Here is a 23928-nt window from a genome sequence, read left to right on the forward strand (position 1 = left end):
GGGGTAGTATGAGCGAGAATGTATATCAATTTATAGACGTGCAGCGGGTTGACCCCCGCAAGAAGCCAATTTCATCACGTAAGAAGTCGTTTGTTGAAATTTACGAACCCTTTTCAGAGAGTCAGGTAAACTCGCAAGCAGACCGTTGTCTTGATTGTGGTAACCCTTATTGTGAATGGAAATGCCCAGTACATAACTATATCCCGCAGTGGTTAAAGTTAATTCGCACTGGCCGTATCCTAGAAGCCGCAGAGTTGTCACACAGAACCAACAGCTTGCCGGAAGTATGTGGTCGTGTATGTCCACAAGACCGTTTATGTGAAGGTTCATGTACATTAGACGAAGAATTTGGTGCCGTAACTATAGGTAATATTGAAAAATACATTACCGATACAGCATTCAAAATGGGCTGGAAGCCTGATATGTCGTATGTGGTATGGACAGAGAAAAAAGTCGCCATTATTGGTGCCGGGCCTGCAGGTCTTGGTTGTGCAGATATTTTGGTACGAAACGGCGTAAAACCAGTGGTATTTGACCGTCACCCAGAAATTGGCGGCTTGTTAACCTTTGGTATTCCATCGTTCAAGCTTGAAAAAGAAGTCATGCAAAAACGTCGTGAAATTTTCACTGAAATGGGTGTTGAGTTTAAACTTAACACCGAAGTGGGCGTGGATATCACGATGGATGAAATATTGGCAGAATACGACGCAGTATTTTTGGGAGTGGGGACTTATCAAAGTATGCGAGCGGGCCTTGAAAACGAAGATGCACCAGGTGTTCATGATGCATTACCGTTCTTAATCGGTAATACCAACCGCGTAATGGGCTATGACGAGTCTAATCAAGCATACATCGATATGGCAAACCAAAAGGTTGTGGTACTCGGTGGTGGTGATACAGCGATGGACTGTGTACGTACTTCAATTCGTCAAGGCGCAGACAAAGTAATTTGTGCATATCGTCGTGATGAAGAAAACATGCCAGGCTCAAAACGTGAAGTTAAAAACGCCAAAGAAGAAGGTGTTGAATTTACTTTTAACGTACAGCCAACCGGTATTGTACTAAACGACAACGGCCACGTAGCAGGCGTTAAAATGGTTAAAACCCAAATGGGTGAACCAGATGAAAACGGCCGTAGCCGCGCAGAGGTAGTACCAGGTTCTGAGCATGTGATTGAAGCCGACCAAGTACTCATGGCATTTGGTTTCAAACCACACAAAATGGATTGGTTAGAAAAGTATGATGTAGAAATAAACCACTGGGGCGGCATTAACGCACCAGAGCAAGGTGAATTTACCCATCAAACAACCAACCCTAAAATCTTTGCCGGCGGCGATATCGTCCGTGGCTCTGATTTAGTAGTCACCGCAATCTTCGAAGGGCGCAACGCCGCCGAAGGGATCATGGACTACTTGAAAGTGTAACGTTTTGAAGGTTTAAGAATGTAAAAAGCAAGCCAACTGGCTTGCTTTTTTTATGGCTAGGATAATATAGCGATAAGTTGTAAGTTTGATCAGATTTCGCTTCTTAATGAGTAGGGGCTTGATTTTGTCCGATAACATTATTAACCGCCGTTTTGGTGCAAAATAACAAGCTTAATTCCTAGCTATTTTAATTACTTGTTTACAAAGGTAATTATTGGTGAAATTATTAGAGTATGTAATATACGCTGTTTTGGGGTGTTATAAACCACTAAAATGGTGTTCAATAAGCTGTCAGGCAAATCTAGAAATTACGAGAGACATAAAATATGGAGATAGTACAAAAAAAGAAGTCTAATAAGCATACGTTTACTTTTAAGGATGATCATTTTAACTTTGCTTATGAAGATAAGTCAGGGTCTGGTGACACAGATATGAACTATGCTGACTTCCCTCAAAAATCCTCTATCCAAATTGAGCAAAATGAATGGCTTCGAAATGTTGGCTATCTTTGGTGTGCTCTAGGTGTTTTTCAGCTTGGTTATGCTATCTATTCTGATGCATCAATATCAGGAAAAGGTTTTTGGATCATGATCGGTCTCGTTTGTGTTGTGTGGGCTCGCTTTTCAAAAGTTAAATACTCTGTTTTTAAAGCCGAACGAGGTAATGTGTTTGTTATTCATGATAAAAACCATGAGAAAATCATCAATGAGCTCAATGCGCGCAGAAAGTCTCAGCTTCTGGATTGGTATGGAGAGGTTAACTCAGAAAACGAATTAGAGCAGGAGATTGATAAATTCAAGTGGTTGGTAGAGCAAGAGGTTATCTCTAAGGAAGAGTCCGAGAAAAAAATTGCTCTAGCCGAGCTGCTAAATAAAGAAAATTATGAGCTTCCTGGCGAGCGACTAAATTGAATGCTTCCACTTATTCTGTGGCAACTGTATTGCTTCGTTCATAATTGAACAAAATATGAACTCGGCTATGGTTAATGCATCAATACAAATAAATTAAAACGAGTTATTCTACAGGCTCGTGATAACTACTCGCAGGTTCGGCTGTATTATCCATATCACGGAGAGATAAAATTAGTAAATTCATCACAAAAGAGCACAAACTATTATTGGTTCTTGGTATGTCAATGCTTCTTGCCATTTTTGTTGTTAAATGGGCAAATGAAGATAGCCTCATTTATAGACCGCTAATTCAAGACATGCGTTTGGTTGACTCTGTTAAAATTGCGGACGTGTTAGATCAAGAGCGGATTGATTACTACGCTGATGTTAAAAACCATATGCTTTACGTCAACCAAGAGCAATCAGAATTAGCTCGTGTTTCACTTGCTAAAATTGGTATTGTCATTGAATATCCACTAATTACTCAGCACACTGATCTGAATAAAGCATATGATGAATTTATTAAACAAAAGAATGTCGAAGAGGAAACTGGAAAAATATGGCAAAGACCTTGGTTCTTTAAACTAGTTAAATTGGTTATGGGGGCGCTCGTAATTATTATTTTAATCCTTGCCATTGTTCGTCCAGTACTTGCATCAATACTTTACGATGATGAAAAGTAATTATAACACATATGAGCCTTAACTCTGTCAATAGGCACTAGTATTTTCTTTGACCGTTTTTATACAGTGACGGTCAATTCTAAATCAACTCTAATTCAATAAGCAAACTCGTTTACTTCGTCTGTCGATGCGGCTGTTAAGCAAGTAGCTTACGGCAAACACGTATTAAGGAGGGTTTTTAACACTGCATCTGCTGATATTCCTCTAAAGCGCAGCGTCTCTTAACCTCTTTGTGAATAATTCACTAAACTTTTTGCACAAAGAGAAGGGAATGAGAAGTAAATGAGGGTGAACTTGAAGGCTAATTATTGATATGTGAAAACACAATGCATTAATAAAAGTAAGCCCTTATCACCTAAAATAAACCACTCAAACACCTGTCATACCTTCCAAAATGCCAATTAAAGCAACAGCAAATCCTCTTTTTATATTTACGTAAAATCGAAGTAACTGATTGAATCAAAATAGGAACTCGGCTATGGTTGATTCATCAATAAAAATAAATTTTAAAACGAGTTATTCTACAGGCTCGTAAGAAGTACCAGAAGGATCTGCAAATGTCGTACTACAATCCCTTTATTTTAAAGACTGCTGCAAAAGTGTCGTTTCTGCATATTTCATGGCTAGTTGCTCTGATTGGTATCCCGATAGTCTTTTTCAGAGATGGCCTTAATTTCGCTGAAAAGTCATTGCTATTTGTTGGGTTATTACTTTTTTTCTGGTTAGTCTATTTGGTGTGTTGTATTACATTTCATAGGTTAAGTATGCGAAATGAACATAACCGCTTTGGCTACTTAGCGAAAGATGATTTAGAAAAAGGCAAAGAGGTTGGTACACATTTGGAAGGGTGGTAAACATGGTACTTCTAACAAACGCATTATGTTCATTCGCTGCGCTCATTGGGACGCGTTAGGTCTAAATCAGAGGGTAACTGCATTGATCCAAAATTCGTATACAAAAGCGGCATTTATAGCGCTACTAGTGGCCAGCGGCCTCAGCGTAGTTGTGGGGTTTAGCTTTTTCACATTATTACCAGAAGCAAAGGGACTTACTCTGATTTTATTGCTCCTGACACCGTTAGCTATATTCATTAATCTATTCGTTGCTTATAAGATATACCAAGGTAAGAATAGATTCATCAAATTCGCTTTCTGGGTGTATGTAGTTCAAATTGTAGGGTTCGATATCGGTGGTTGGGCGTTCTCTTTGTTACTGGGTTTTACATTTCATATTTCATGGGCGGTAGGTTCATCCTCCATCACCATAAATTTCTTTGCAATCTTAATGTCCGTTCTACTATTTAAGGCAATGCAAAGTGCTAGTAAAACCTCATAGCTTAGTTCTTAAGGAACACAGATCGTATTACTTCCTATTTTAAAACGGCAAATGTCATTATTTTTTCAATGGATTGCCGCTTACAATTTACCGCTAGTAGCTTAAGTACAGGGTGTACCTTACGATTACACTGTGTTTGCTCGGTGCAATCCAGAATATCATCCAACCAAAGATAATTGCACTGAATCAGGGATTTGCATTATCGAGTGTTTTATATCACTCAATTGTGCAAAAGCTATTTAAATAATGATTCACAAAGAGGTTAAGAGACGCTGCGCTTAAGAGCAGACATTAAGACTATATTTAAGTCGCAGAGGTAAAACGCAGACAGTTTTGTACCAATTTCAGTCATTCAGGTATAACTCGTTTCTGCTCCATAATGGCTTGTAGGAATTAAGAGTAAAACATCTCTAGATGTTTTAGTGTTGATGCCATATATACCCGAGCAACATTATTAAAAACAATTAAACCTTTGTGTATATCTAATTAATACACAGGAGCTAACATGGCTACTAAAACTGCACCTATAAATATGCGAGTAAAGCCGTCTGTTCGTAATATCATTGATGCTGCGGCTAATTTTAAAGGTTGAGCGTTCTGTATTTATCCAACAAGCAGCACTTTGTGAAGTTCGGCTTTGAGCGAGAAGCTGTCGATCAATAATTTTGATGTTTGAAGTTAATATTTGCCCCTGTCAGTCATGCAAGGTTAGTATCTTGCGATTTATTTGTGTGGTTAACCTGCTTAACTGCTCAGGCTAGTCGCGGCTGTGCGTACGAAAAATATAATTGCTTAACGGTTAAACATTAGGTTTAATGGATACATAATAAACGCTGCGTAACGCAGGGACAGCTTAGATACGACAGGCACGCCAATTAAATTGGCTTGATATCGGTTAGGTCATAAAAAGCCTTTCTCTATAAGTAAAGTCCATAGCATAAGTAACACCAACTCTGACACATCGAGCAGGTAGCGCCTCAGTCCAACAAGCGATTATGCAACACAAACGGCGTGTCGCATAAATACTTAAATGTTACATGTTCACTCCTACATAGCGAGTGAATGATGGTGTAGATTTAGACCCAGTGAAGTTTTGAGGTGTAAGTGTGTTTAGTTGGTTCAAAAATTTTAAAGTTAAGTCTGAAGTATCTTCGTTGGTTAAGAGTGTCTTAGTCTCAGTAGGTGATTTTAGTGATAAATTAGCTATTAAATTTAGTTCAAAAATGACTGATGTAGTATGGGAACAACACTACCAGTTAGTTTCGGGAAAAGTATATAAACAACCAAACAAATTTAGTTGTGCGATGTTGGTTATGAGTACATGTGTTCTAGAGTCGGTAGATCACCACGAGACGCTTATATTGGCTAGGTGCTATGAATCACTAGCTAAAGAATTAGAAGTTAATGGCGAGCTTTTTGATTTCAACGAAGTTGATGAGAGGATAATTGAAAAATCACTTGCTAACTTCGCTAGCTCTGAAGCTAAGTTGCAAAATGCCCACAACGCACTTCAACAAGCAATCACTGCTCAACAGGAAGCCGAACGTAAAAAGAAAGAGTTCTCGGAAAGGCATAAAAGCACCGATTGGTCAGCTCATGCACACTTGTTTAAAGGAAAGGTGGGCTTTTCGAAACAGTTTCAGCCATGTAGCGTTTGTGGGAGCAGCACTGGTCAAACACTTGGTGTAAATTTTATTTGCAACCGTTGTAAGTCAGACTTTGAACTCAGCAGGTAGCCGCATATAACAAAGCATTTAAGAGTGATTCACAACGCTTGGTATTTTCGCTTCGCTCAAGTATAGCTAACCCCCGCTCATACCTTAATGCGGCGTTAAAGCGCACATGGATACTACAAACTGTGATGATTAAGTGGGTAAAAAGATGTCAAAAATAACTAAAAACCAGCACTTTGTTCCTCGCTGCTTGCTTAAGAACTTCACTTCAGAAGATGGCGTTGTGAATATATACGATTCAAGTCGTGATATATTGCGAAACCCAACAAGTGTTGATAGGGTACTTGCTGAGAATTACTTCTATGATAAAGATAACGTTGTAGAGAACTTCCTAGCAGAACATATTGAAGCTCCTGCTTCGAGTGTTTTAAAGTTGTTTCGTGGAGAATCAAATGAACCATTAGATGTTAAGTCTCAAATATACTTACTTCGATTTATAACCGTACAACTAAGTCGAACTCCGAGTGCGTTATCTACTTCGTTGAAGACCTTTAATAACGTCATGAATGATGTCATAACACAGCTAGGGCAATTGAATAACTTTAGTGAAGAAGCAATCAATAGTGTCGAGTTCGTGCTAGATGACCCTAAAGATATACTTCGAATGCAAACGATTGACTCTGTATTGCACTGTCCATTAATACTTGACTTAGAATGGCACTTTTTAATCAATGATACAGACACCGAGTATGTAATATCTGATCATCCAGTAGTTCACTACAATTGGTATTTGCGCAATGTAAATGCTGTGGATGTATCAAGTATAGCTAAACGTGGTACTCAGATTTTCTTGCCATTATCAAATAGAGTCACTCTATGTTTGTATGATAAGCAAGTTTATAAAGTAGGAGAAAAAGGGACGTACTATACTGATGTTACCAATGTTAAAGATATTCATTTGCTAAACGAACTTCAGTTTAGAAGTAGAAAGTCTTACATTTTATTTACACATCGAGAAGCTGCTGATTATGTAAAAGTGCGTTGTAGTCGTATCTCTAGTAATAGTCTATACACACATCATTTTGATTCGACTCAACCATCATTCAATGGGGATGAGGCGCGAAGTCTAATTGTTCAGTGGCAAGCTCCTTATATTTTTAGTCATTGGTTTAGCTTTTCAAAAGTGAAGAAAAAGTACTCTAAACGAGCAATATACAATGTTTATCGTCAACCTGAGGTTGTTCGTTCTCACCAACAGAAAATTGAAGAATTAAGACAAAGAGAACAAGCGCTCTAACAAGAGACTATGTTTCAAAGTTGGGTTTCGCGGTTAAGGTATCAAGATACTTTTTCTCATCTATCTTGGTTGAGCTAGTACTCCTGCACTAACTTGTTTTTGTCCAAAAGAGTGTTAGATTGTCCGTCCGGTACTTGCTCAAAGCAGTCATTCAGTTTTAATCATTCATGGCTGAGTTTCGTTACACTCAACTCAGCCAACGGTGGTAAATTTAACACTGGACTGTTCTGGCTTTTCCCTAGCGCCTAGCACCTCCAACCTAGCAACTTGTCCCTTTAACCTTTTTAATGCCTCGCTTGTAAGCAATTAAGCCATTCATCGGGTTCTGCTAAAATGAATTCCAAATGGTGGTTTTCTTTGGTAGTTATTTTAATCCCAGATGTTGTGATAGGTAGCATACCGGCTGCTTTGCCTGAGCATTTTTCAACACGAGAGATATTGTTTAGCTTTATCGCGTAACTGCCTAGGCTAAGTTGTTTATTGAGCGCCTCAAAGTGCAGTATATTATCGGTCAGAGTAAGACGACCATCTGCTTTACCGACTCCTAGTTGTAATGTTGCATAACAGCGTTTTAATTGTGTTGCGTTCATTATTCACTCCATCGATTTTATTATTTTCCTGAGTGTATGCGGGTAACCTCAATGTGTCAATCATGTAAATAAAATGTTTTATTTAGGCCGTGTTTACAACTATTTATAAAAAGTTATTAGCACGGTAGAGCATTTTTTGCTGTTTATTTACACGCACAAACGCAAACAAAACCAACGCCATTTGCACACCAAGTGCGAATAAAGTTAGCATCAAATCTACTCGACTATCAGTACGTTGCACTAAACCTATCTCTATAAACCAAGCAATAGCGAGCATTAAAATAAGTGAACCATGCAAATAACGCTGTAGGGTAATTTTAAACTGAATATGCTTCCACTGGCTAAATATCAACAGTGCTAAACTCAGTATTGGAATTAACACCAAACAACTAGTTGCTATGAACAATAGCGGCTGCCATGCAGAGAAAGACGAAGCAGCGCCAGTAATAAAGTAGTCGTTGCAGCCGCTCAGTAGCATTAAGCTAAACAATAGGCTTACTAATTTTGTTGTGTCTGTTTTTTTCATCATTGTAAAAGTGTACTTAGGTTCTTTTCAAGCCTTACAACTGTCAGTAAGGCTTGCTAATGTTGTGTAAAAGGGTGCATTAATTGCAGTATTGATTCTGTAAGCAACGGTTTTAAGCATGCGCCATAATTAATTCTTTGGCGTTAGCTTTGGCTGTTTTACTTATATTATCGCCGCCAAGTAAACGGGCAATTTCATCAATACGGCCATGTTTATTCAGTGGTAGCATTTGCGTGAAAGTTTCACCATCAGCAATTTCCTTTGCAACAAAAAATTGCTGATGTCCTGAGCTGGCCACTTGTGGTAAATGTGTTACACAAATAACCTGAGTTGATTTACCCAGTTGGCGTAATAACTTACCAACAGCAGAGGCGGTCGGCCCTGAAATACCCACATCCACTTCATCAAAAATAAGGGTTGGAGTTGTTACTTTTTGCGCAATGATAACTTGAATCGCTAAGCTGATACGAGACAGTTCGCCACCTGAGGCAACTTTTGACAATGGCTGTAACGGTTGGCCTGGGTTAGTCGAAACTAGAAAGGCAATGCTGTCAAAACCTAAGCTATTTGGAGCACGATCATGTTCTTGTTTTAGCGCAATTTCAAACAGGCCGTTTTCCATCGACAGGTTTGCCATACTTGCACTGATCAATTCATTTAACGTATGCGCGGCACTTTGGCGGCTTGCACTCAGTGCGGTTGCTGCACTGTGGTAGTCATCAAGTGCGGTTTGTATTTCGTCATTAAGCTCATTGAGTCTTGCTGAATTGGTACTGATCGATTCAAGCTCTTGACTAATTGACTGATGAAACTCCACTAATTGCTCTGGTTTTATATGATGCTTGCGCGCTAGATCCATCGCACCGCTTAAGCGAGCTTCAACGTCGAGCAGTCGGCTAGGGTCAAGCTCTGTTTGCTCTGCGTAATTGCGAATTTCACGGCTAGCTTCTTCTACTTGTACAGCGGCTTCTGCCAATAATGCAGCAACACTATTTAAGCTTTCATCAAAGTTTGCCAGCTCTGCAAATTGCTGCGCACTATGTTGTAACATTGAGCAGGCGTTTTGTTCGTCACTTTCATACAAGTATTGTAATTCACGTTGGCATGCTTCGAGAATTGTTTGGCTGTGGCTTAATTTGTGATGTTCAGCCTCAATATCGCTAAACTCATCGGCTTGTAAGGCAAACTCATCAAGCTCAGCAACTTGATACTCTAATAGTTGTTTTTGTGCAGCTTGTTGCTGTTGGGCTTGCTCAAGGGCTGTAAATTCTTTTTGTAGGTTTTGACAATGGCGATACTGACTTCGCACATTATCAACAAGGGTATGATGCCCAGCATATGAGTCGAGTAGTTGTAATTGATGCTCGCTTTTCAACAGATGTTGATGTGCATGTTGGCCATGGATAGAGATCAGATGTTGGCCGAGCTCTTTAAGCTGTGCGGCGGTTACCGGGCTGCCATTGATATAGCTTTTACTGCGGCCATTTTTACAGATCACGCGGCGTAATAAGCATTCTTGATCAGTATTAGTAAGTAGCTGCTGCTCTAAAAATTGTTTGGCAAGAGGCAGTGCAGTAATATCAAACTGCGCGCAAATTTCTGCGCGCTCAGTGCCAGGTCGCACCGCTGATGCTTCAGCACGCTCCCCTAAACATAATGATAAGGCATCAATAGCGATTGATTTACCTGCACCTGTTTCACCTGTAATAGCAGTCATACCGCTTTGCCATTCGGTGCTTAAATTGCTTACAATTGCAAAATTTTTAATTTCTAACCCAATTAACATACTGTTTATCCATCCAGTCAATTAACTGTTAATTTATACAGTGTTTTGGGTTTTTGCAAATTAAATTTATATTAAATTGGCGAGTTTATTTAATGCTCATTTACTGAAGTGTCAAAATTGTTTGCTGGATCAATAGCTTCTTCATAATCATCAGGATTGGCTGATAACTCGCTGGTACATAAAACTTTGATCATTGAAGGTAATAACTCATGGTAAAAGGTTTTATTGTAAGCTAAGCCTGCAGAGGGCAGTTCAGTGACAAAAAAATCTAAACGCTGTGCGAGCGCATCACGTTCACCGGTTACATAAGTTTTTGCCAGTTCACTATTAATAGTGCTTATAAGTGACTCAATAATGCGCTCTAAATAAAGTAAGTTCTCGTCGTTGTGAGCTTGCACAACAAAAAAATTACTAACAATGACCTGAATGCGGGGAATGTATTTTGGGCGAATGATTTTTGCTTCACAATACTCATTGAGCTTTGATTTTAGATTTGCATTCACTTCGCTTACGCGGGTATTGAATAACTTCTTTTTTGCTGCGAGTGCGTTACGGCGGTTATTCTCAATCACTAAATAGCTGGCAAGTAGGGTGATCAATAATAATAAAGCCAAGAAAACAACATAAGTCATGATGCGTTAATTTCTCTGAAAAGGGTAATAAATAAATTTTAAGTTATTTTGCTCTAAAGTATGGTTAAGCGCAATGAAATTAATACAAACGGCTACCCCAATTTAGCTTGGTTCTTAATACATGATAATACGAGTAATTTTTAGGATGGATCAGGCGTAATTTTTTATCAGCTTTTCTGATCAGTACTTCATCGCCAGGTAATACGGCAAGCACTACGTGGCTATCACAACTCACTTGTAAACTATCGGTGTTTTCTAAGCTCAATTTTAAGCGAACTTCGTTATCCGCATCGACCACTAAAGGTCGGCTGGATAATGTATGGGGGAACATCGGCACCAATGAAATTGCATTAAGTTCAGGGGTTAAAATTGGCCCGCCGCCAGAGAGTGAATAGGCGGTAGAGCCTGTAGGCGTTGATACAATTAAACCATCAGAGCGCTGTGAAAATACAAAGTCATTATTAATAAAGGCTTCAAACTCTATCATATGGGCCACTTTGTCAGCATGTAAAACCGCTTCGTTAACTGCTGAGTTAGCACTTTTTAACTCGGCGTGGCGGTATACTTCCACTTCGAGTAAAAAACGTTTTTCTTCAATGTATTGGCCACTTAGTACTTGTTCTAAACTGGCTTCGAAGCCTTCTGGGTCTAAATCGGTTAAAAAGCCTAAATTGCCTCGATTCACACCAATTACGGCAACATCAAAACGGGCTAAAACCCGTGCGGCACCTAGCATATTACCATCACCACCGACCACAATGGCAAGATCAGCTCGCTCACCTAGCTCTATCAGTTTGACTAACTTTTCCTTGGGAACATCGGCTAACTGGTGCCCTGTACGTTGCTCTAATAGTACATCAAAGCCCAACGCATTTAAAAAAGTGTACAAGCGCTGTAAAGTTGCAGCTGCGCCACTGTGATTTGGTTTGCCAATTAAGCCTATGGTTTTAAACGGTGATTCCATGATAAATGCATCAATAGTATTAATATCAATAGAGTAACCTATAAATGGTAAGTTTGAAAATAACCTTGAAATAAACTCATTGCGCCCCGATATCCCCTGTATGCAGCAAGATGTAGATACTATGAATTTAAACCCTCGAGATCAGCAAATATTTTCCGCCGTGATGAGCCTGTACTGTAATGGTGAAGGGCAACCCGTGGCGTCGAGTCGTATTGCAAAACAAAAAGGCATGGCTGTATGCTCAGCAACGGTTAGAAATGCCATGTCACGGCTTGAAAAAATTGGCCTGTTATATTCGCCGCATACCTCTGCCGGACGAGTGCCGACCAATGCAGGTTTTGATTATTGGCTAAGTGAGTTTTTCCCACTTGCTGATATAGCCCAATATTGGCAACCAGCACAAGCGCAATTGGTAGAGCTTGCCCATGGATTGAGCCAGCGTTATCAAGTGTGTTGTTGTGTTGGTTTACCACAAGTCAGCTCGCAACATGTTTTTAGGGTAGAAGTATTAGATTTTGATAGCAATGATTGGCTAATATTATTGCTTGATAGAGCAGGGCAAAGTCATAATATTTGTATTCACAAGCCTGATGAGGCGTCAGATACATTGCGTTATCAGTTTGCTACTTGGCTTAATACGGTATTTAGTCAACAAACATTAATGGAAGGCTTGTATCGTATGCAAGCGATGGCAAATACTGCGCCACGTAATTGTCATGATTCATTACACCAATGGACGCGAGAACTGAGTCAAAAGCTAGGCTCAGATAACAGCATAGTCGTTGGCGAAAATTATCTATATCGGAAAATTGATTGTGAGCAAAGCTTAAACATCGGCGTGTCATTTTTAAATTTTGTGGAAGATAAATTAGCATTTAAAAACGGCGTGTCAGTATTAAACACCGCTCAATTGCCATTTACTGATTGTGATGAATTGATGGTGATCAGCGTACCGTATTTTCAAAATCAAGAATATCAAAGTCGTTTTTGTGTAATTTGCCCTAAATCGGCGCAAATTGAAGCAATCATTCAAGAATTTAAATTAATCGAGTCATTTGGCTCTTGAATCTTTTGATTCAATCCCCATAATTACCGCAATTGAAAAGAATTGGAGCACTTAAATTATGTCTGAGCAGACAAAATCACCAGAGCAAGAAGTCGAACTAAACGAAGAATTAGAGCAAATGCAAGCCGAAGTGGAAGCCGCTGTAGAAGCTGCTGATGCTCATGAAGGCGAAGAAGTTAGCCCTGAAGCTGAAATTGCCATGCTGTATGCCGAGCTTGAAGAAGCAAAACAAACGATTGCTAGTCAAAAAGACGGTGTTGTTCGCGCTGCCGCAGATGTAGACAATATGCGTCGCCGTGCTGCACAAGATGTAGAGAAAGCCCACAAATTTGCACTTGAGAAATTTGCCAACGAATTATTGCCAGTTATTGATAACTTAGAACGCGCTATTGAGTTCTCAGACAAAGAAAATGAAACCTTAAAGCCATTGCTTGAAGGGATTGATATGACTGTGAAAAGCTTTAATGATGCGGTTGCAAAATTTGGTGTTGAAATTGTAAACCCACAGGGTGAGCAGTTTAATCCTGAGTTTCACCAAGCTATGTCGATTCAACCAAGTAATGATGTAACACCTAATACTGTATTAGCAGTAATGCAAAAAGGTTACACATTAAATGGTCGTTTATTACGTCCTGCGATGGTTATGGTATCTAAAGCGGCTGAATAAGTAGGTTGCACAGTTAAGTAGATAGCTTAGTAAAAAATGCCCGTTAACTACGGGCATTTTTTTTGTTTCTGGCTCGGTGGCAAAGTTGCGCAATCAGCGTGAGCACTAACGCACTGAACATTAAGCTCGAAAATGGTACTGCACTTTGTGCATGCATCAGCGCTAAAATTGGTCCCACTAATGCGCCGCTACCAAAGCGTAAGGTACCAATAACCGCTGTAGCGGTACCAGATCGCTCTTCAAACTGCATTAAAATGAGTGCATCAGCATTACTTGCTGTCACCCCTAAACTCATCATTAAGGGGGCTATTGCTGCGACTATATAAAACAGTGACAAGTGCAATATACTAAATGTGAGTAGCGCAGTACCGGCAACAAAGCCAACGGCTAAACCATAATAGAGCATTTTTCGCGATCCCACTCTTGGCACTAATCGGGTATTTAAAAAGTTACCAAACATTAGCGCCATTACGTTAAACGCGAATAGAATGCCAAATAGCTGCTCTGACACTTTAAAGTAATCAAGGTACACAAACGGTACTGCAGTTAAAAAGCAAAAGAAGCCGAACGAGACAAACATTGAACTGGCAATATCGGCACGGGTATCTTTATTTTTAAACACGGTTTTATAACTATCAAAAAACAGTGCAAAGCCTTTTAGCGGACTTTTAAAAATAGGAATATCAATGAGGTAAATTTGCACGAGCGCTAAAATTACAAAGCTGTAGCTGGCTAGTACTAAAAAGATCGTTTGCCAGTGAGATAAGCCCATGATCATAGATCCCACAGTAGGGGCTATCAACGGGGCTACCATCATGATCATTGATACATACGACATTCCTTTAGCGGTATCTTGCTTATAGATATGGCGAATGATCCCCGGTACCACAACGGTTGCTGCTGCACCTGTGAATGCTTGAACAGCGCGCAGTACCCAAAACAGATGAATATCATTACAAAAGGCCAATGCGACTGAGCTTACCCCAAATAATGCCAATCCTACTTTGGTGAGTACGCGGCGACCAATTTGATCCGCTATTGGACCAAAAAATAACATGCCTAGCGCATAACCAGCTAAGTACAAACTTAATGATATCTGTACATTGGGCATGGTGGTATTGAGATCATTGGCAATAACTAACATTGCAGGTAAGTACATATCAATTGCCAATGGTGTAATTGCTACAATGCTGGCAAGTAAAGGTAACAGAATGCGTTTATTCAAAGAGACTGAGTCTTGCATGATTCACCCACTAAATAAAAAGAGGCCTATATTGTAACAGCGGTCACTTCCCTTGGGTACTTAGTTTGCACGCTAACTATCATCTTTAACATATAAATAACATAACTTCTGTATTTAGCTGTAAGTGCAATATGTTCAATCGTAGACTGGTTTGCTATTCTAGGGATAATTAAATGTGAGTTGAGGGAATACAATGAAAAAATTAGTTTTGGCTGTGCTTGCCACTGCAGTATTAGCAGGGTGTAAAACATCACCCACAGGACGCACGCAAATTGCACTTTATTCTGATCAAGAGATGAGCCAAATGGGTCAGCAAAGTTTTGCTGACATGAAAAAGAATCAAAAAATTAATAATGATCCTGCTGTTAATACCTATGTAAAGTGCATTGCTGATGATGTTATTGCAGTTTTACCGCAACAATACGCACGCCAAGCTTGGGAAGTCGTTGTATTTGAAGAAGACTCTGCGAATGCATTTGCACTGCCGGGTGGCTACATTGGTGTACATACTGGCTTATTAAAAGTTGCTGAAAATCAAGATCAGCTTGCAACTGTAATTGGCCACGAAGTAGGTCATGTTATTGCCGAACATTCAAATGAACGTGTGTCACAAAGCTCGCTGTTACAAACAGGTATGCAAGCGGGCAGTATGGCGCTTGAAATGGGGAATGTGCAGTACCGCAATGAAATCATGCAAGGGCTTGGTCTAGGTGCGCAGTACGGGGTGATTTTACCATTTAGCCGTTCACATGAATCTGAGGCTGATCAAGTAGGCTTAGATTTAATGGCGAAAGCGGGTTTCGATCCAACAGAATCAGTCACCCTTTGGCAGAATATGAGTAAAGCGGGCAGCAGCGGTACGCCTGAGTTTATGTCTACTCACCCTGCACCAGGTAATCGTATTAAAGAGTTACAAGCGAAGTTACCACAAGCATTGAATGAACAAAAAGCAGCGAATGCAGCGGGTAAAAATCCACAGTGTAAGCTGTAGTATTATTTTCTAAATGCATAAAAAAAGCCTGTGAGCAAAAACTCACAGGCTTTTTAATTTCTTAAATGCTAATTACGAATTTTCAACAGCAGTACGTGGATCAACGTATGGCATGTTGAATGCTTCAGCAACTTCTTTATAAGTTACTTGACCTTTGATCACGTTAAGACCTTTAAGGAAGTTAGCGTCATCAAGTAATGCTTTCTTATAACCTTTGTTAGCAAGGTTAATGATGAAAGGCAATGTTGCATTGTTAAGTGCAAACGTAGATGTACGTGGCACTGCACCTGGCATATTCGCAACACAGTAATGAACTACTTCATCAACGATGAAGGTAGGATCAGCATGTGTGGTTGCTTTAGAGGTTGCGATACAACCACCTTGGTCGATTGCTACGTCAACAATAGCAGAGCCAGGCTTCATCGCTTTAATGTGCTCAGCAGTTACTAGCTTAGGTGCAGCAGCACCTGGAATAAGTACGCCACCAATCACAAGATCAGCTTCAAGCACATGCTTTTCAAGGGCATCAGCAGTTGAGTAAATCGCTTTAACTTTATTACCAAACTGTGCGTCAAGTGCGCGTAGCACGTCGATGTTACGATCAAGTACCACAACATCAGCACCTAGGCCTACCGCCATTTGCGCTGCACTACGACCTACCATGCCGCCGCCGATCACAACGACTTTAGCTGGCTCAACACCTGGTACGCCACCTAATAACATGCCACGACCATGGTTAGACTTTTCAAGTGCTTGTGCGCCCGCTTGAATAGACATACGGCCAGCAACTTCACTCATAGGAGCAAGTAATGGTAAACCACCACGTGAGTCAGTCACCGTTTCGTAAGCAATACATACTGCGCCACTTTTCACTAGGTCTTCAGTTTGTGGAAGATCGGGTGCAAGGTGTAAGTAAGTGAAAAGAATTTGATCTTCACGAAGCATTGCACGCTCAACAGCTTGCGGCTCTTTAACTTTTACAATCATCTCTGCTTTTGCAAAAACGTCAGCAGCGGTTGCTAAAATTTCTGCACCAGCAAGTGTGTAATCTTCGTTAGTAAAACCAATGCCCATACCAGCGTCAGTTTCAACAAAAACTTGGTGGCCGTGATTTACTAATTCACGAACACTCGCAGGAACCATACCTACACGGTATTCATGGTTTTTAATTTCTTTAGGTACACCGATAATCATAATTTCGCCTTGTTAGAACGGGATAAAATTTTTCACTATTATATTCATGGCAAGCCAGTGTGTCTCACCTTTTTTATTGGTCATGCTAGTGATATAATCTAAAAATATTATTTAAACAGTGTAAAAAACTAGTTGGCCTTATGCATGAGTTATTAGACCGTATTGACCGTAAGATTTTGATGGAATTACAACACGATGGCCGTGTTTCAAATGTCGAACTGGCCCGACGAGTAGGTTTAAGTGCGACCCCCTGTTTAGAGCGTGTTAAAAAGCTTGAACGAGAAGGTTATATTGTAGGTTACAAAGCAGTGGTAGACCCTGCTAAACTTGGCCAAGGTCTGTCTGTGTATGTTGAAGTAACAATAACTAAAACATCACCAGACGTATTTGATGAATTTAGCGCCGCAGTTAAAAAGCACGATGAAATTATAGAGTGCCATTTAGTGTCTGGTAATTTTGACTTTTTACTAAAAACCCGCGTAAACGATATGTCTGAGTATCGAGGCGTGTTAGGCGACATCCTACTAAAGTTGCCAAATGTAAGCGAAAGCCGTACTTATGTGGTAATGGAAGAAGTTAAAGGTGAGCAAGGGGTGATTATTCGCCCTTATATCGGGTGAATTATGCGCCATTTTCTAGTAACTACTTAAGTTGTATTATTGATACATGCCCGATTAATGAAAACCTGTTCATAATCAGGCCATGATGGTTAAGATAAAGTGCAACAAAAAGTATTTCCTGCTAAGGTATTCCATTGCTAAGAGATGAGTACAAAGAAGTACAAAGAAAATGAGGAATAGCGAGTTATGCGCCTAAACGGTGTACAAAGACTATTAGAAACCGGTTTGATAATAAGCACCTTTGCCGCCATATTTATTTTGTGTGCATTGATAAGCTTTGATCCCGCTGATCCTAGCTGGTCGCAAACAGGTTATGAGAGCGTAAGAAACATAACTGGGGCCGCTGGCGCGTGGATTGCCGATATTTTACTACTTACTTTTGGTTGGTTGGCTTATTTAGTGCCCGCTGCGATCCAAATCTTTGGTTATTTATTATTTAAGCAACCGCATAAAATTTTTCAACTTGATTATACAACCTTGTCGCTGCGCGTAATTGGCTTTGCTTTATTTATAACCTCAGCAACGGCCATCAGTAGTATTAATTTTGATGATATTTATAATTTTTCATCGGGTGGGGTAGTTGGGGATGTAATAGCTTCAGCGATGATGCCAGCATTTAATTTTACTGGCACGTCTATTTTATTGCTGTGTTTCTTTTTTGCCGGTTTAACCTTGTTGACGGGTGTTTCTTGGGTACAGTTTGTCGACTTTATTGGCGATTGGATCATGCGTAGTTATCATTTTATTGCGGATCATCTACAAGCATGGCTACAGCGTGAACGAGCAGCAAATACGCCGGTTGCTATTGAACAGCCCTCAATAGCAGAACCAAAAGCTAACAAAGAAACTTCGTCGATTCGCTTTACTGAAGCCAATACAGACACGACACCAGATTATCAAGACGCTCACCCAGCATTTGATGATTTAGACGATATCCTTGATCAAGAGATCAATTTTAGTGCTATTGATGATGAACCTATGGATACCGCAGCGGCCTTAAATGCACTGGATCAAAGTTATGTTGCTGAGCCTGAAAAACCGGTAACAACCGTGGTTTCTCCAGCGCGACCTATGCCGAAGCCAAAGAGCACTTATCAGCCACCACCAACAGCAAAAGAGAAGTTCGAGCAGTTATTAGAGGAAAAGCCGCCGAGCACCCCTCTGCCAACACTTGATTTACTGGATAGGCCAGACAAAGCGAAAAACCCAATTTCGCCGGAAGAGCTTGAAGCGGTGTCGAGGTTAGTTGAAACTAAACTCCTTGATTTTAACGTGCAAGCTACGGTTGTTGCGGTTTATCCTGGGCCAGTTGTAACCCGTTTTGAGCTTGATTTAGCGCCGGGTATTAAAGTATCTAAAATTACCGGTCTGGCAAAAGATTTAGCCCGTTCGTTATCAGCGGTGAGTGTCCGTGTTGTTGAAGTTATTCCGGGTAAAACTTATGTTGGTATCGAGTTACCTAACAAACATCGTGAGATCGTGCGTTTATCAGAAGTTATCGATGCACCTAAGTTTGAGCAAAATCCATCGCCACTGACGATGGTTTTAGGTAAAGATATAGCCGGTGAGCCAATCTGTGCCGACTTAGGTAAAATGCCGCATTTACTTGTGGCAGGTACTACAGGTTCTGGTAAGTCAGTGGGCGTTAATGTGATGATATTAAGCTTACTGTACAAATCAGGCCCTGATGATGTACGTATGATCATGATTGACCCGAAAATGTTGGAACTTTCTGTTTACGAAGGTATCCCACATTTACTGTGTGAAGTGGTCACCGATATGAAAGAAGCCGCCAATGCGCTGCGTTGGTGTGTAGGTGAGATGGAACGCCGTTATAAGTTAATGTCGGCGTTAGGTGTGCGTAACTTAAAAGGTTACAACCAAAAAGTAATGGATGCTAAAGAAGCGGGTTACCCAATTTTTGATCCATTGTTTAAAGACACCGATGGTATGAAAGAGGGCCCTGATGAGCTTGGCAAGCTGCCAAGCATCGTGGTGGTGATTGACGAATTTGCCGACATGATGATGATTGTTGGTAAAAAAGTTGAAGAGCTCATTGCCCGTATTGCGCAAAAAGCCCGAGCGGCAGGTATTCATTTGATCCTTGCAACACAGCGCCCATCGGTTGATGTAATTACTGGTTTAATTAAAGCGAATATCCCAACGCGGATGGCGTTTCAGGTTTCAAGTAAAATTGACTCGCGTACCATCTTAGACCAACAAGGCGCAGAAAACCTGTTAGGTATGGGTGACATGCTTTATTTACCGCCGGGGACTAGTGTCCCAGTACGTGTACATGGCGCGTTTGTTGATGACCATGAAGTACATGCGGTGGTGAACGATTGGAAAGCCCGCGCTAAACCAAATTACATAGATGAGATTTTAAACGGTGACGCCACGGAAGATATTTTACTCCCAGGCGAAGCCAGTGAGAATGCGGATGAAGAATCAGATCCCTTGTATGATGAAGCCGTCTCATTTGTAATTGAAACTGGCAAGGTATCGGTTTCAAGTGTCCAGCGTAAGCTACGTGTAGGGTATAACCGTGCTGCACGTTTAGTGGAACAAATGGAAACGTCGGGTATTGTGAGCGCACCAGGTCATAATGGTGCCCGTGATGTATTAGTGCCCAATGGTGGAGCAAATTAAATGAAAAAAATTAACTATTTAGCCTTGGCGATCAGCTGCCTTTTATCAGCTTCTGTGTATGCAGACGATAGCCAAGCATTACAAGACAAACTTGCTGGATTAAAAAGCTTTCAAGCGCAATTCGAACAACAAGTGAATGACGACCAAGGTCAGTCAATTATGCAAGGCAAGGGCAATATTGCGCTCCAACAGCCAATGATGATCCGTTGGCAACAAGCAAGCCCTGACGATACCTTATTTGTTTCAAATGGCGAAAAAACCTATTACTTTGACAGCTTTGCAGAACAAGTAACAATTATGAATACTCACAGTTTGATTGACTCAACACCGTTTGTATTACTCACTTCTAAAGATCCTGCACAGTGGCAAAAGTATCAAGTAACAGCCACAGCGGCGGGTTTTAGTGTGACGCCAAATCAAGGTGTTGAAAGTCAAGTAGAGCAATTAGACATTGTATTTGCGAAAGATCAAACAGGTTTAGCGCAACTATTGGTAAAAGACAGCTCTGGGCAATCATCAACCTTTACCTTTAGCGATGCTAAAGTGAATGAAAGTTTAGCTCATTCAACCTTTGAATTTAATATTCCTGAAGGTGTTGAAATAGACGACCAAAGCCAAGGTGAATAATTACAGTGAGTAATTTAGGCTTTAATTTTAGCCCCGATGTGCGCCCACTTGCGGCGCGTATGCGACCAACCAGTTTAGATGAATATATTGGCCAGCAACACCTATTAAGCCAAGATAAACCACTCTATCAAGCTATTTTAGCAGGGCGATGCCATAGCCTTATTTTGTGGGGGCCGCCGGGTGTTGGCAAAACCACCTTAGCGCAAATTATTGCTAATCATGCCGATGCTGCGTTAATTCAAATGTCAGCAGTCACTGCTGGTATTAAAGACATTCGTGATGCAGTAAGCGAAGCCCGCAATAACTTGGAAGGTCGCGGACAGCGTACTTTGTTATTTGTTGACGAAGTACACCGCTTTAATAAATCGCAACAAGATGCCTTTTTACCACATATTGAAGACGGCACCTTTATATTTGTCGGTGCCACCACTGAGAATCCCTCGTTTGCACTAAACAATGCGATTTTATCGCGAGCACGAGTATATGTCCTTAAATCGCTGCAAGACACTGATTTGCATCTTGTTATTGAGCGAGCGCTTGCAAGCGATGATGAACTGAAAAATAAAACGGTGGTACTTGCACAAAATGCTAAACAAGCGTTGTGCCAAGCCAGTGATGGCGATGCTCGTAAAGTGCTTAATTTACTTGAGCAGGCGATTGATTTAACCGTAGAGCAAAACGGCCAATACCTAGTTGATGAGCACGTACTCAGTCAAGTATTGCCAACGCATTTAGCCAAGTATGACAAAGGGGGGGATGAATTTTACGATTTGATCTCAGCCTTTCATAAGTCAGTTCGAGGTAGCTCCCCAGATGGTGCTTTGTATTGGTATTGCAGAATTCTCGCCGGTGGCGGCGATCCGCTGTATGTTGCAAGGCGGTTACTCGCCATCGCCACTGAAGATATTGGTAATGCTGATCCGCGGGCGATGGAAGTGGCCCTCAATGCATGGGATATATTTCAGCGAGTTGGACCAAGTGAAGGCGAACGGGCAATTGCACAAGCTACGATTTACCTAGCTAGCGCACCGAAAAGTAATGCTGTATATGCTGCATTTAATCAAGCCAAGCTGGATGCGCAAAACGAGCCGAGCTATCCGGTGCCAGAGCATTTACGCAATGCCCCAACAAATTTGATGAAAGACTTAGGCTATGGTGCGCAGTATCGCTATGCCCACAATGAAGAAGGCGCCTTTGCCGCCGGTGAAAACTATTTCCCGGAGCAAATAGCTGATAAACAATATTACTTTCCAACGGAGCGTGGTTTAGAGCAAAAAATTAAACAAAAGCTCGACTACCTCAAAGAGCGCGATCAACACAGTGACATAAAACGCTATGACAAGCCTTAAGATATACCTCATGATTGCCGCAGGAGGTGCCTCAGGTGCCTGTTTACGGTTTTTTATTAGCGAAACCATGTTAAAACTATTGGGCAGGGGATTCCCTTTTGGCACGTTGGCAGTTAATATTCTTGGTTCATTGTTGATGGGCATATTATACGGTTTGATAGAGCGTGGAATTATCACCGCAAGCCCCGCTAAAACCCTGATAGGAATTGGCTTTTTAGGTGCTTTGACCACCTTTTCGACATTTTCAATGGATTCGTTGTTGTTATTACAACAAGGTCACTTTTTTAAAATGGCCCTCAATATCGTCTTAAATGTGGCGGTGTGTATTTTTATGGCTTGGCTGGGCCTTCAGCTGGTAATGCAAAAAGGTTAAAAACTAACATGTTAGATTCTAAATTATTACGTCAAGATCTCGAGCAAACAGCGGCGCGCTTAGCAGCACGTGGCTATGAGCTAGATACTGCGACTGTCAGCGCACTTGAAGAAAAACGCAAAACTTTACAAGTAAAAACACAAGAATTACAAAGTGAGCGTAACAGCAGCTCCAAAGCAATTGGCCAAGCAAAAGCAAAAGGCGAAGATGCACAACCGTTGTTAGATGCGGTAAGTAACTTAGGCGCGCAACTGGATAGCGTAAAAGCTGAACAAGACGCCATTTTAGAAGAGCTTAAGCAAATTTCTTTAGCTATCCCAAATTTACCGGATGGATCAGTACCAGCGGGCGCTGACGAATCTGACAACGTTGAGATTTCAACCTGGGGCGAGCCTAAAAAGTATGATTTTGCAGTCAAAGATCATGTTGACTTAGGACAAGATTTAAACGGCCTTGATTTTGAAATGGGCGTTAAAATTACCGGTTCACGCTTTACGGTAATGCGCGGCGCAATGGCTCGCATGCACCGTGCTCTAGTGCAGTTTATGCTAGACACGCACACGGATAAAAACGGTTATACAGAAATGTACGTGCCGTATTTAGTAAACCGCGACAGCCTATATGGCACAGGCCAGTTACCTAAGTTTGCCGAAGACTTATTTCACACCAAAGGTTTAGTAAACGATGACGGCGAAGAGCAAGAAGGTTTTAGCTTAATTCCTACTGCTGAAGTACCGCTTACTAACAGCGCCCGTGACGAAATCTACGACGAAAAAGATTTACCAATTCGTTTAACTGCGCACACGCCATGTTTTAGAAGTGAAGCAGGTAGCTATGGCCGTGATACCCGTGGTCTTATCCGTCAGCACCAATTTGATAAAGTTGAATTAGTGCAACTAGTAAAACCAGAAGATTCAATGCAAGCACTTGAAGAGCTAACCGGTCACGCCGAGCAAATCTTACAAGCGCTAGAGCTACCATACCGTAAAGTAATTTTATGTATGGGCGACATGGGCTTTGGCTCAGCAAAAACCTACGATTTAGAAGTATGGTTACCAGCGCAAGATACCTACCGTGAAATTTCATCATGTTCAAACATGGTTGATTTCCAAGCACGTCGTATGCAAGCACGTTTTCGTCGCGCCGGTGAGAAAAAGCCAGAGTTACTGCATACACTCAATGGCTCAGGCCTAGCAGTTGGCCGTACACTGGTTGCGATTTTAGAAAACTACCAACAAGCCGATGGCTCAGTGGTCGTGCCAGAAGTGCTACGCCCGTATATGAATGGACTTGAAGTGATTAAATAAAGTAATAGCTTTAAGTTTTAAGCCGTAAGTTATAAGAAAATA

General features: G+C 40.9%; 23 protein-coding genes. 16 read left to right on the top strand and 7 right to left on the bottom strand.

Annotation, left to right across the window (positions count from 1 at the left end):
• Positions 1 to 8: 8 nt before the first annotated feature.
• The 7 genes from A7968_RS07495 to A7968_RS07525 all read left to right on the top strand — a co-directional run bounded on the left by A7968_RS07495 (position 9) and on the right by A7968_RS07525 (position 7302).
• Positions 9 to 1424: a glutamate synthase small subunit GltD family protein gene (locus tag A7968_RS07495; protein WP_064665968.1), complete on the top strand. Its 1416-nt coding sequence runs from the start codon at positions 9 to 11 to the stop codon at positions 1422 to 1424.
• A 326-nt stretch (positions 1425 to 1750) separates the two neighbouring features.
• Complete coding sequence (locus A7968_RS07500) at positions 1751 to 2335, top strand: hypothetical protein (RefSeq protein ID WP_064665969.1); 585 nt, start codon at positions 1751 to 1753, stop codon at positions 2333 to 2335.
• A gap of 218 nt (positions 2336 to 2553) precedes the next feature.
• A complete protein-coding gene (locus tag A7968_RS07505; RefSeq protein WP_084448100.1) occupies positions 2554 to 2997 on the top strand; it encodes a hypothetical protein in 444 nt (147 codons plus the stop codon).
• 557 nt (positions 2998 to 3554) lie between these two features.
• Positions 3555 to 3851 carry a hypothetical protein gene (locus A7968_RS07510; protein ID WP_064665971.1) on the top strand — a complete coding sequence of 99 codons (297 nt, stop codon included), beginning with the start codon at positions 3555 to 3557 and terminating at the stop codon, positions 3849 to 3851.
• A gap of 82 nt (positions 3852 to 3933) precedes the next feature.
• A complete protein-coding gene (locus A7968_RS07515; protein ID WP_157586679.1) occupies positions 3934 to 4332 on the top strand; it encodes a hypothetical protein in 399 nt (132 codons plus the stop codon).
• 1106 nt (positions 4333 to 5438) lie between these two features.
• On the top strand, positions 5439 to 6068 hold the full coding sequence (locus A7968_RS07520) for a hypothetical protein (protein ID WP_064665973.1): 630 nt from the start codon (positions 5439 to 5441) through the stop codon (positions 6066 to 6068).
• 145 nt (positions 6069 to 6213) lie between these two features.
• Positions 6214 to 7302 carry a DUF4238 domain-containing protein gene (locus A7968_RS07525; protein ID WP_064665974.1) on the top strand — a complete coding sequence of 363 codons (1089 nt, stop codon included), beginning with the start codon at positions 6214 to 6216 and terminating at the stop codon, positions 7300 to 7302.
• A gap of 284 nt (positions 7303 to 7586) precedes the next feature.
• Here A7968_RS07525 and A7968_RS07530 read toward each other — a convergent pair whose 3' ends face one another.
• From A7968_RS07530 to nadK, 5 genes are all read right to left on the bottom strand, one after another.
• Positions 7587 to 7892: a GRAM domain-containing protein gene (locus A7968_RS07530; RefSeq protein WP_064665975.1), complete on the bottom strand. Its 306-nt coding sequence runs from the start codon at positions 7890 to 7892 to the stop codon at positions 7587 to 7589.
• 103 nt (positions 7893 to 7995) lie between these two features.
• The gene (locus tag A7968_RS07535) at positions 7996 to 8421 is read right to left on the bottom strand and encodes a hypothetical protein (protein WP_157586681.1); all 426 of its coding nucleotides are present in this window, start codon (positions 8419 to 8421) and stop codon (positions 7996 to 7998) included.
• A 109-nt stretch (positions 8422 to 8530) separates the two neighbouring features.
• Positions 8531 to 10204: a DNA repair protein RecN gene (gene recN, locus A7968_RS07540; protein ID WP_064665977.1), complete on the bottom strand. Its 1674-nt coding sequence runs from the start codon at positions 10202 to 10204 to the stop codon at positions 8531 to 8533.
• 89 nt (positions 10205 to 10293) lie between these two features.
• Positions 10294 to 10836, bottom strand: coding sequence for a hypothetical protein (locus A7968_RS07545; protein ID WP_064665978.1), 543 nt, complete (start codon positions 10834 to 10836; stop codon positions 10294 to 10296).
• Between the two features lie 79 nt (positions 10837 to 10915).
• Positions 10916 to 11800 carry an NAD(+) kinase gene (gene nadK / locus A7968_RS07550; RefSeq protein WP_064665979.1) on the bottom strand — a complete coding sequence of 295 codons (885 nt, stop codon included), beginning with the start codon at positions 11798 to 11800 and terminating at the stop codon, positions 10916 to 10918.
• A gap of 100 nt (positions 11801 to 11900) precedes the next feature.
• Between nadK and A7968_RS07555 the strand changes: the two genes are divergently transcribed.
• Complete coding sequence (locus A7968_RS07555) at positions 11901 to 12866, top strand: hypothetical protein (RefSeq protein WP_064665980.1); 966 nt, start codon at positions 11901 to 11903, stop codon at positions 12864 to 12866.
• 58 nt (positions 12867 to 12924) lie between these two features.
• The gene (gene grpE, locus A7968_RS07560) at positions 12925 to 13533 is read left to right on the top strand and encodes a nucleotide exchange factor GrpE (RefSeq protein ID WP_064665981.1); all 609 of its coding nucleotides are present in this window, start codon (positions 12925 to 12927) and stop codon (positions 13531 to 13533) included.
• Positions 13534 to 13576: 43 nt separating this feature from the next.
• Here the strand turns inward: grpE and A7968_RS07565 are convergent, their stop codons facing one another.
• Complete coding sequence (locus tag A7968_RS07565) at positions 13577 to 14776, bottom strand: Bcr/CflA family efflux MFS transporter (protein ID WP_064665982.1); 1200 nt, start codon at positions 14774 to 14776, stop codon at positions 13577 to 13579.
• Positions 14777 to 14969: 193 nt separating this feature from the next.
• On the opposite strand from A7968_RS07565, the gene A7968_RS07570 reads away from it, so the two are divergent.
• Complete coding sequence (locus A7968_RS07570) at positions 14970 to 15767, top strand: M48 family metallopeptidase (protein WP_064665983.1); 798 nt, start codon at positions 14970 to 14972, stop codon at positions 15765 to 15767.
• A gap of 72 nt (positions 15768 to 15839) precedes the next feature.
• Here the strand turns inward: A7968_RS07570 and ald are convergent, their stop codons facing one another.
• Positions 15840 to 16961 carry an alanine dehydrogenase gene (gene ald / locus A7968_RS07575; protein WP_064665984.1) on the bottom strand — a complete coding sequence of 374 codons (1122 nt, stop codon included), beginning with the start codon at positions 16959 to 16961 and terminating at the stop codon, positions 15840 to 15842.
• Positions 16962 to 17101: 140 nt separating this feature from the next.
• On the opposite strand from ald, the gene lrp reads away from it, so the two are divergent.
• The 6 genes from lrp to serS all read left to right on the top strand — a co-directional run bounded on the left by lrp (position 17102) and on the right by serS (position 23886).
• Entirely contained in the window at positions 17102 to 17581 is a 480-nt protein-coding gene (lrp, locus tag A7968_RS07580) for a leucine-responsive transcriptional regulator Lrp (RefSeq protein WP_016707458.1), read from the top strand.
• A gap of 186 nt (positions 17582 to 17767) precedes the next feature.
• Positions 17768 to 20230, top strand: a complete 2463-nt coding sequence (locus A7968_RS07585; protein ID WP_064665985.1) for a DNA translocase FtsK — start codon at positions 17768 to 17770, stop codon at positions 20228 to 20230.
• The gene (lolA, locus tag A7968_RS07590; protein ID WP_064665986.1) at positions 20231 to 20857 is read left to right on the top strand and encodes an outer membrane lipoprotein periplasmic chaperone LolA; all 627 of its coding nucleotides are present in this window, start codon (positions 20231 to 20233) and stop codon (positions 20855 to 20857) included.
• A gap of 5 nt (positions 20858 to 20862) precedes the next feature.
• Positions 20863 to 22206, top strand: coding sequence for a replication-associated recombination protein A (locus A7968_RS07595; protein WP_064665987.1), 1344 nt, complete (start codon positions 20863 to 20865; stop codon positions 22204 to 22206).
• Complete coding sequence (gene crcB / locus A7968_RS07600; protein ID WP_064665988.1) at positions 22193 to 22579, top strand: fluoride efflux transporter CrcB; 387 nt, start codon at positions 22193 to 22195, stop codon at positions 22577 to 22579. The genes A7968_RS07595 and crcB overlap by 14 nt, the downstream gene beginning before the upstream one ends.
• Before the next feature lie 8 nt (positions 22580 to 22587).
• A complete protein-coding gene (gene serS / locus A7968_RS07605) occupies positions 22588 to 23886 on the top strand; it encodes a serine--tRNA ligase (protein WP_064665989.1) in 1299 nt (432 codons plus the stop codon).
• The last annotated feature ends 42 nt before the right edge of the window (positions 23887 to 23928 follow it).

Source organism: Pseudoalteromonas prydzensis (assembly GCF_001661495.1).
Classification (GTDB): domain Bacteria; phylum Pseudomonadota; class Gammaproteobacteria; order Enterobacterales; family Alteromonadaceae; genus Pseudoalteromonas; species Pseudoalteromonas prydzensis.

Excerpts from the sequence above, each read along its gene's own strand:
- A7968_RS07495 (WP_064665968.1), top strand. The coding sequence starts at position 9 with ATGAGCGAGAATGTATATCAATTTATAGACGTGCAGCGGGTTGACCCC.
- A7968_RS07500 (WP_064665969.1), top strand. The coding sequence starts at position 1,751 with ATGGAGATAGTACAAAAAAAGAAGTCTAATAAGCATACGTTTACTTTT.
- A7968_RS07505 (WP_084448100.1), top strand. The coding sequence starts at position 2,554 with ATGTCAATGCTTCTTGCCATTTTTGTTGTTAAATGGGCAAATGAAGAT.
- A7968_RS07510 (WP_064665971.1), top strand. The coding sequence starts at position 3,555 with ATGTCGTACTACAATCCCTTTATTTTAAAGACTGCTGCAAAAGTGTCG.
- A7968_RS07525 (WP_064665974.1), top strand. The coding sequence starts at position 6,214 with ATGTCAAAAATAACTAAAAACCAGCACTTTGTTCCTCGCTGCTTGCTT.
- A7968_RS07530 (WP_064665975.1), bottom strand. The coding sequence starts at position 7,892 with ATGAACGCAACACAATTAAAACGCTGTTATGCAACATTACAACTAGGA.
- A7968_RS07535 (WP_157586681.1), bottom strand. The coding sequence starts at position 8,421 with ATGATGAAAAAAACAGACACAACAAAATTAGTAAGCCTATTGTTTAGC.
- recN (WP_064665977.1), bottom strand. The coding sequence starts at position 10,204 with ATGTTAATTGGGTTAGAAATTAAAAATTTTGCAATTGTAAGCAATTTA.
- A7968_RS07545 (WP_064665978.1), bottom strand. The coding sequence starts at position 10,836 with ATGACTTATGTTGTTTTCTTGGCTTTATTATTATTGATCACCCTACTT.
- nadK (WP_064665979.1), bottom strand. The coding sequence starts at position 11,800 with ATGGAATCACCGTTTAAAACCATAGGCTTAATTGGCAAACCAAATCAC.
- A7968_RS07555 (WP_064665980.1), top strand. The coding sequence starts at position 11,901 with ATGCAGCAAGATGTAGATACTATGAATTTAAACCCTCGAGATCAGCAA.
- grpE (WP_064665981.1), top strand. The coding sequence starts at position 12,925 with ATGTCTGAGCAGACAAAATCACCAGAGCAAGAAGTCGAACTAAACGAA.
- A7968_RS07565 (WP_064665982.1), bottom strand. The coding sequence starts at position 14,776 with ATGCAAGACTCAGTCTCTTTGAATAAACGCATTCTGTTACCTTTACTT.
- A7968_RS07570 (WP_064665983.1), top strand. The coding sequence starts at position 14,970 with ATGAAAAAATTAGTTTTGGCTGTGCTTGCCACTGCAGTATTAGCAGGG.
- ald (WP_064665984.1), bottom strand. The coding sequence starts at position 16,961 with ATGATTATCGGTGTACCTAAAGAAATTAAAAACCATGAATACCGTGTA.
- lrp (WP_016707458.1), top strand. The coding sequence starts at position 17,102 with ATGCATGAGTTATTAGACCGTATTGACCGTAAGATTTTGATGGAATTA.
- A7968_RS07585 (WP_064665985.1), top strand. The coding sequence starts at position 17,768 with ATGCGCCTAAACGGTGTACAAAGACTATTAGAAACCGGTTTGATAATA.
- lolA (WP_064665986.1), top strand. The coding sequence starts at position 20,231 with ATGAAAAAAATTAACTATTTAGCCTTGGCGATCAGCTGCCTTTTATCA.
- crcB (WP_064665988.1), top strand. The coding sequence starts at position 22,193 with ATGACAAGCCTTAAGATATACCTCATGATTGCCGCAGGAGGTGCCTCA.
- serS (WP_064665989.1), top strand. The coding sequence starts at position 22,588 with ATGTTAGATTCTAAATTATTACGTCAAGATCTCGAGCAAACAGCGGCG.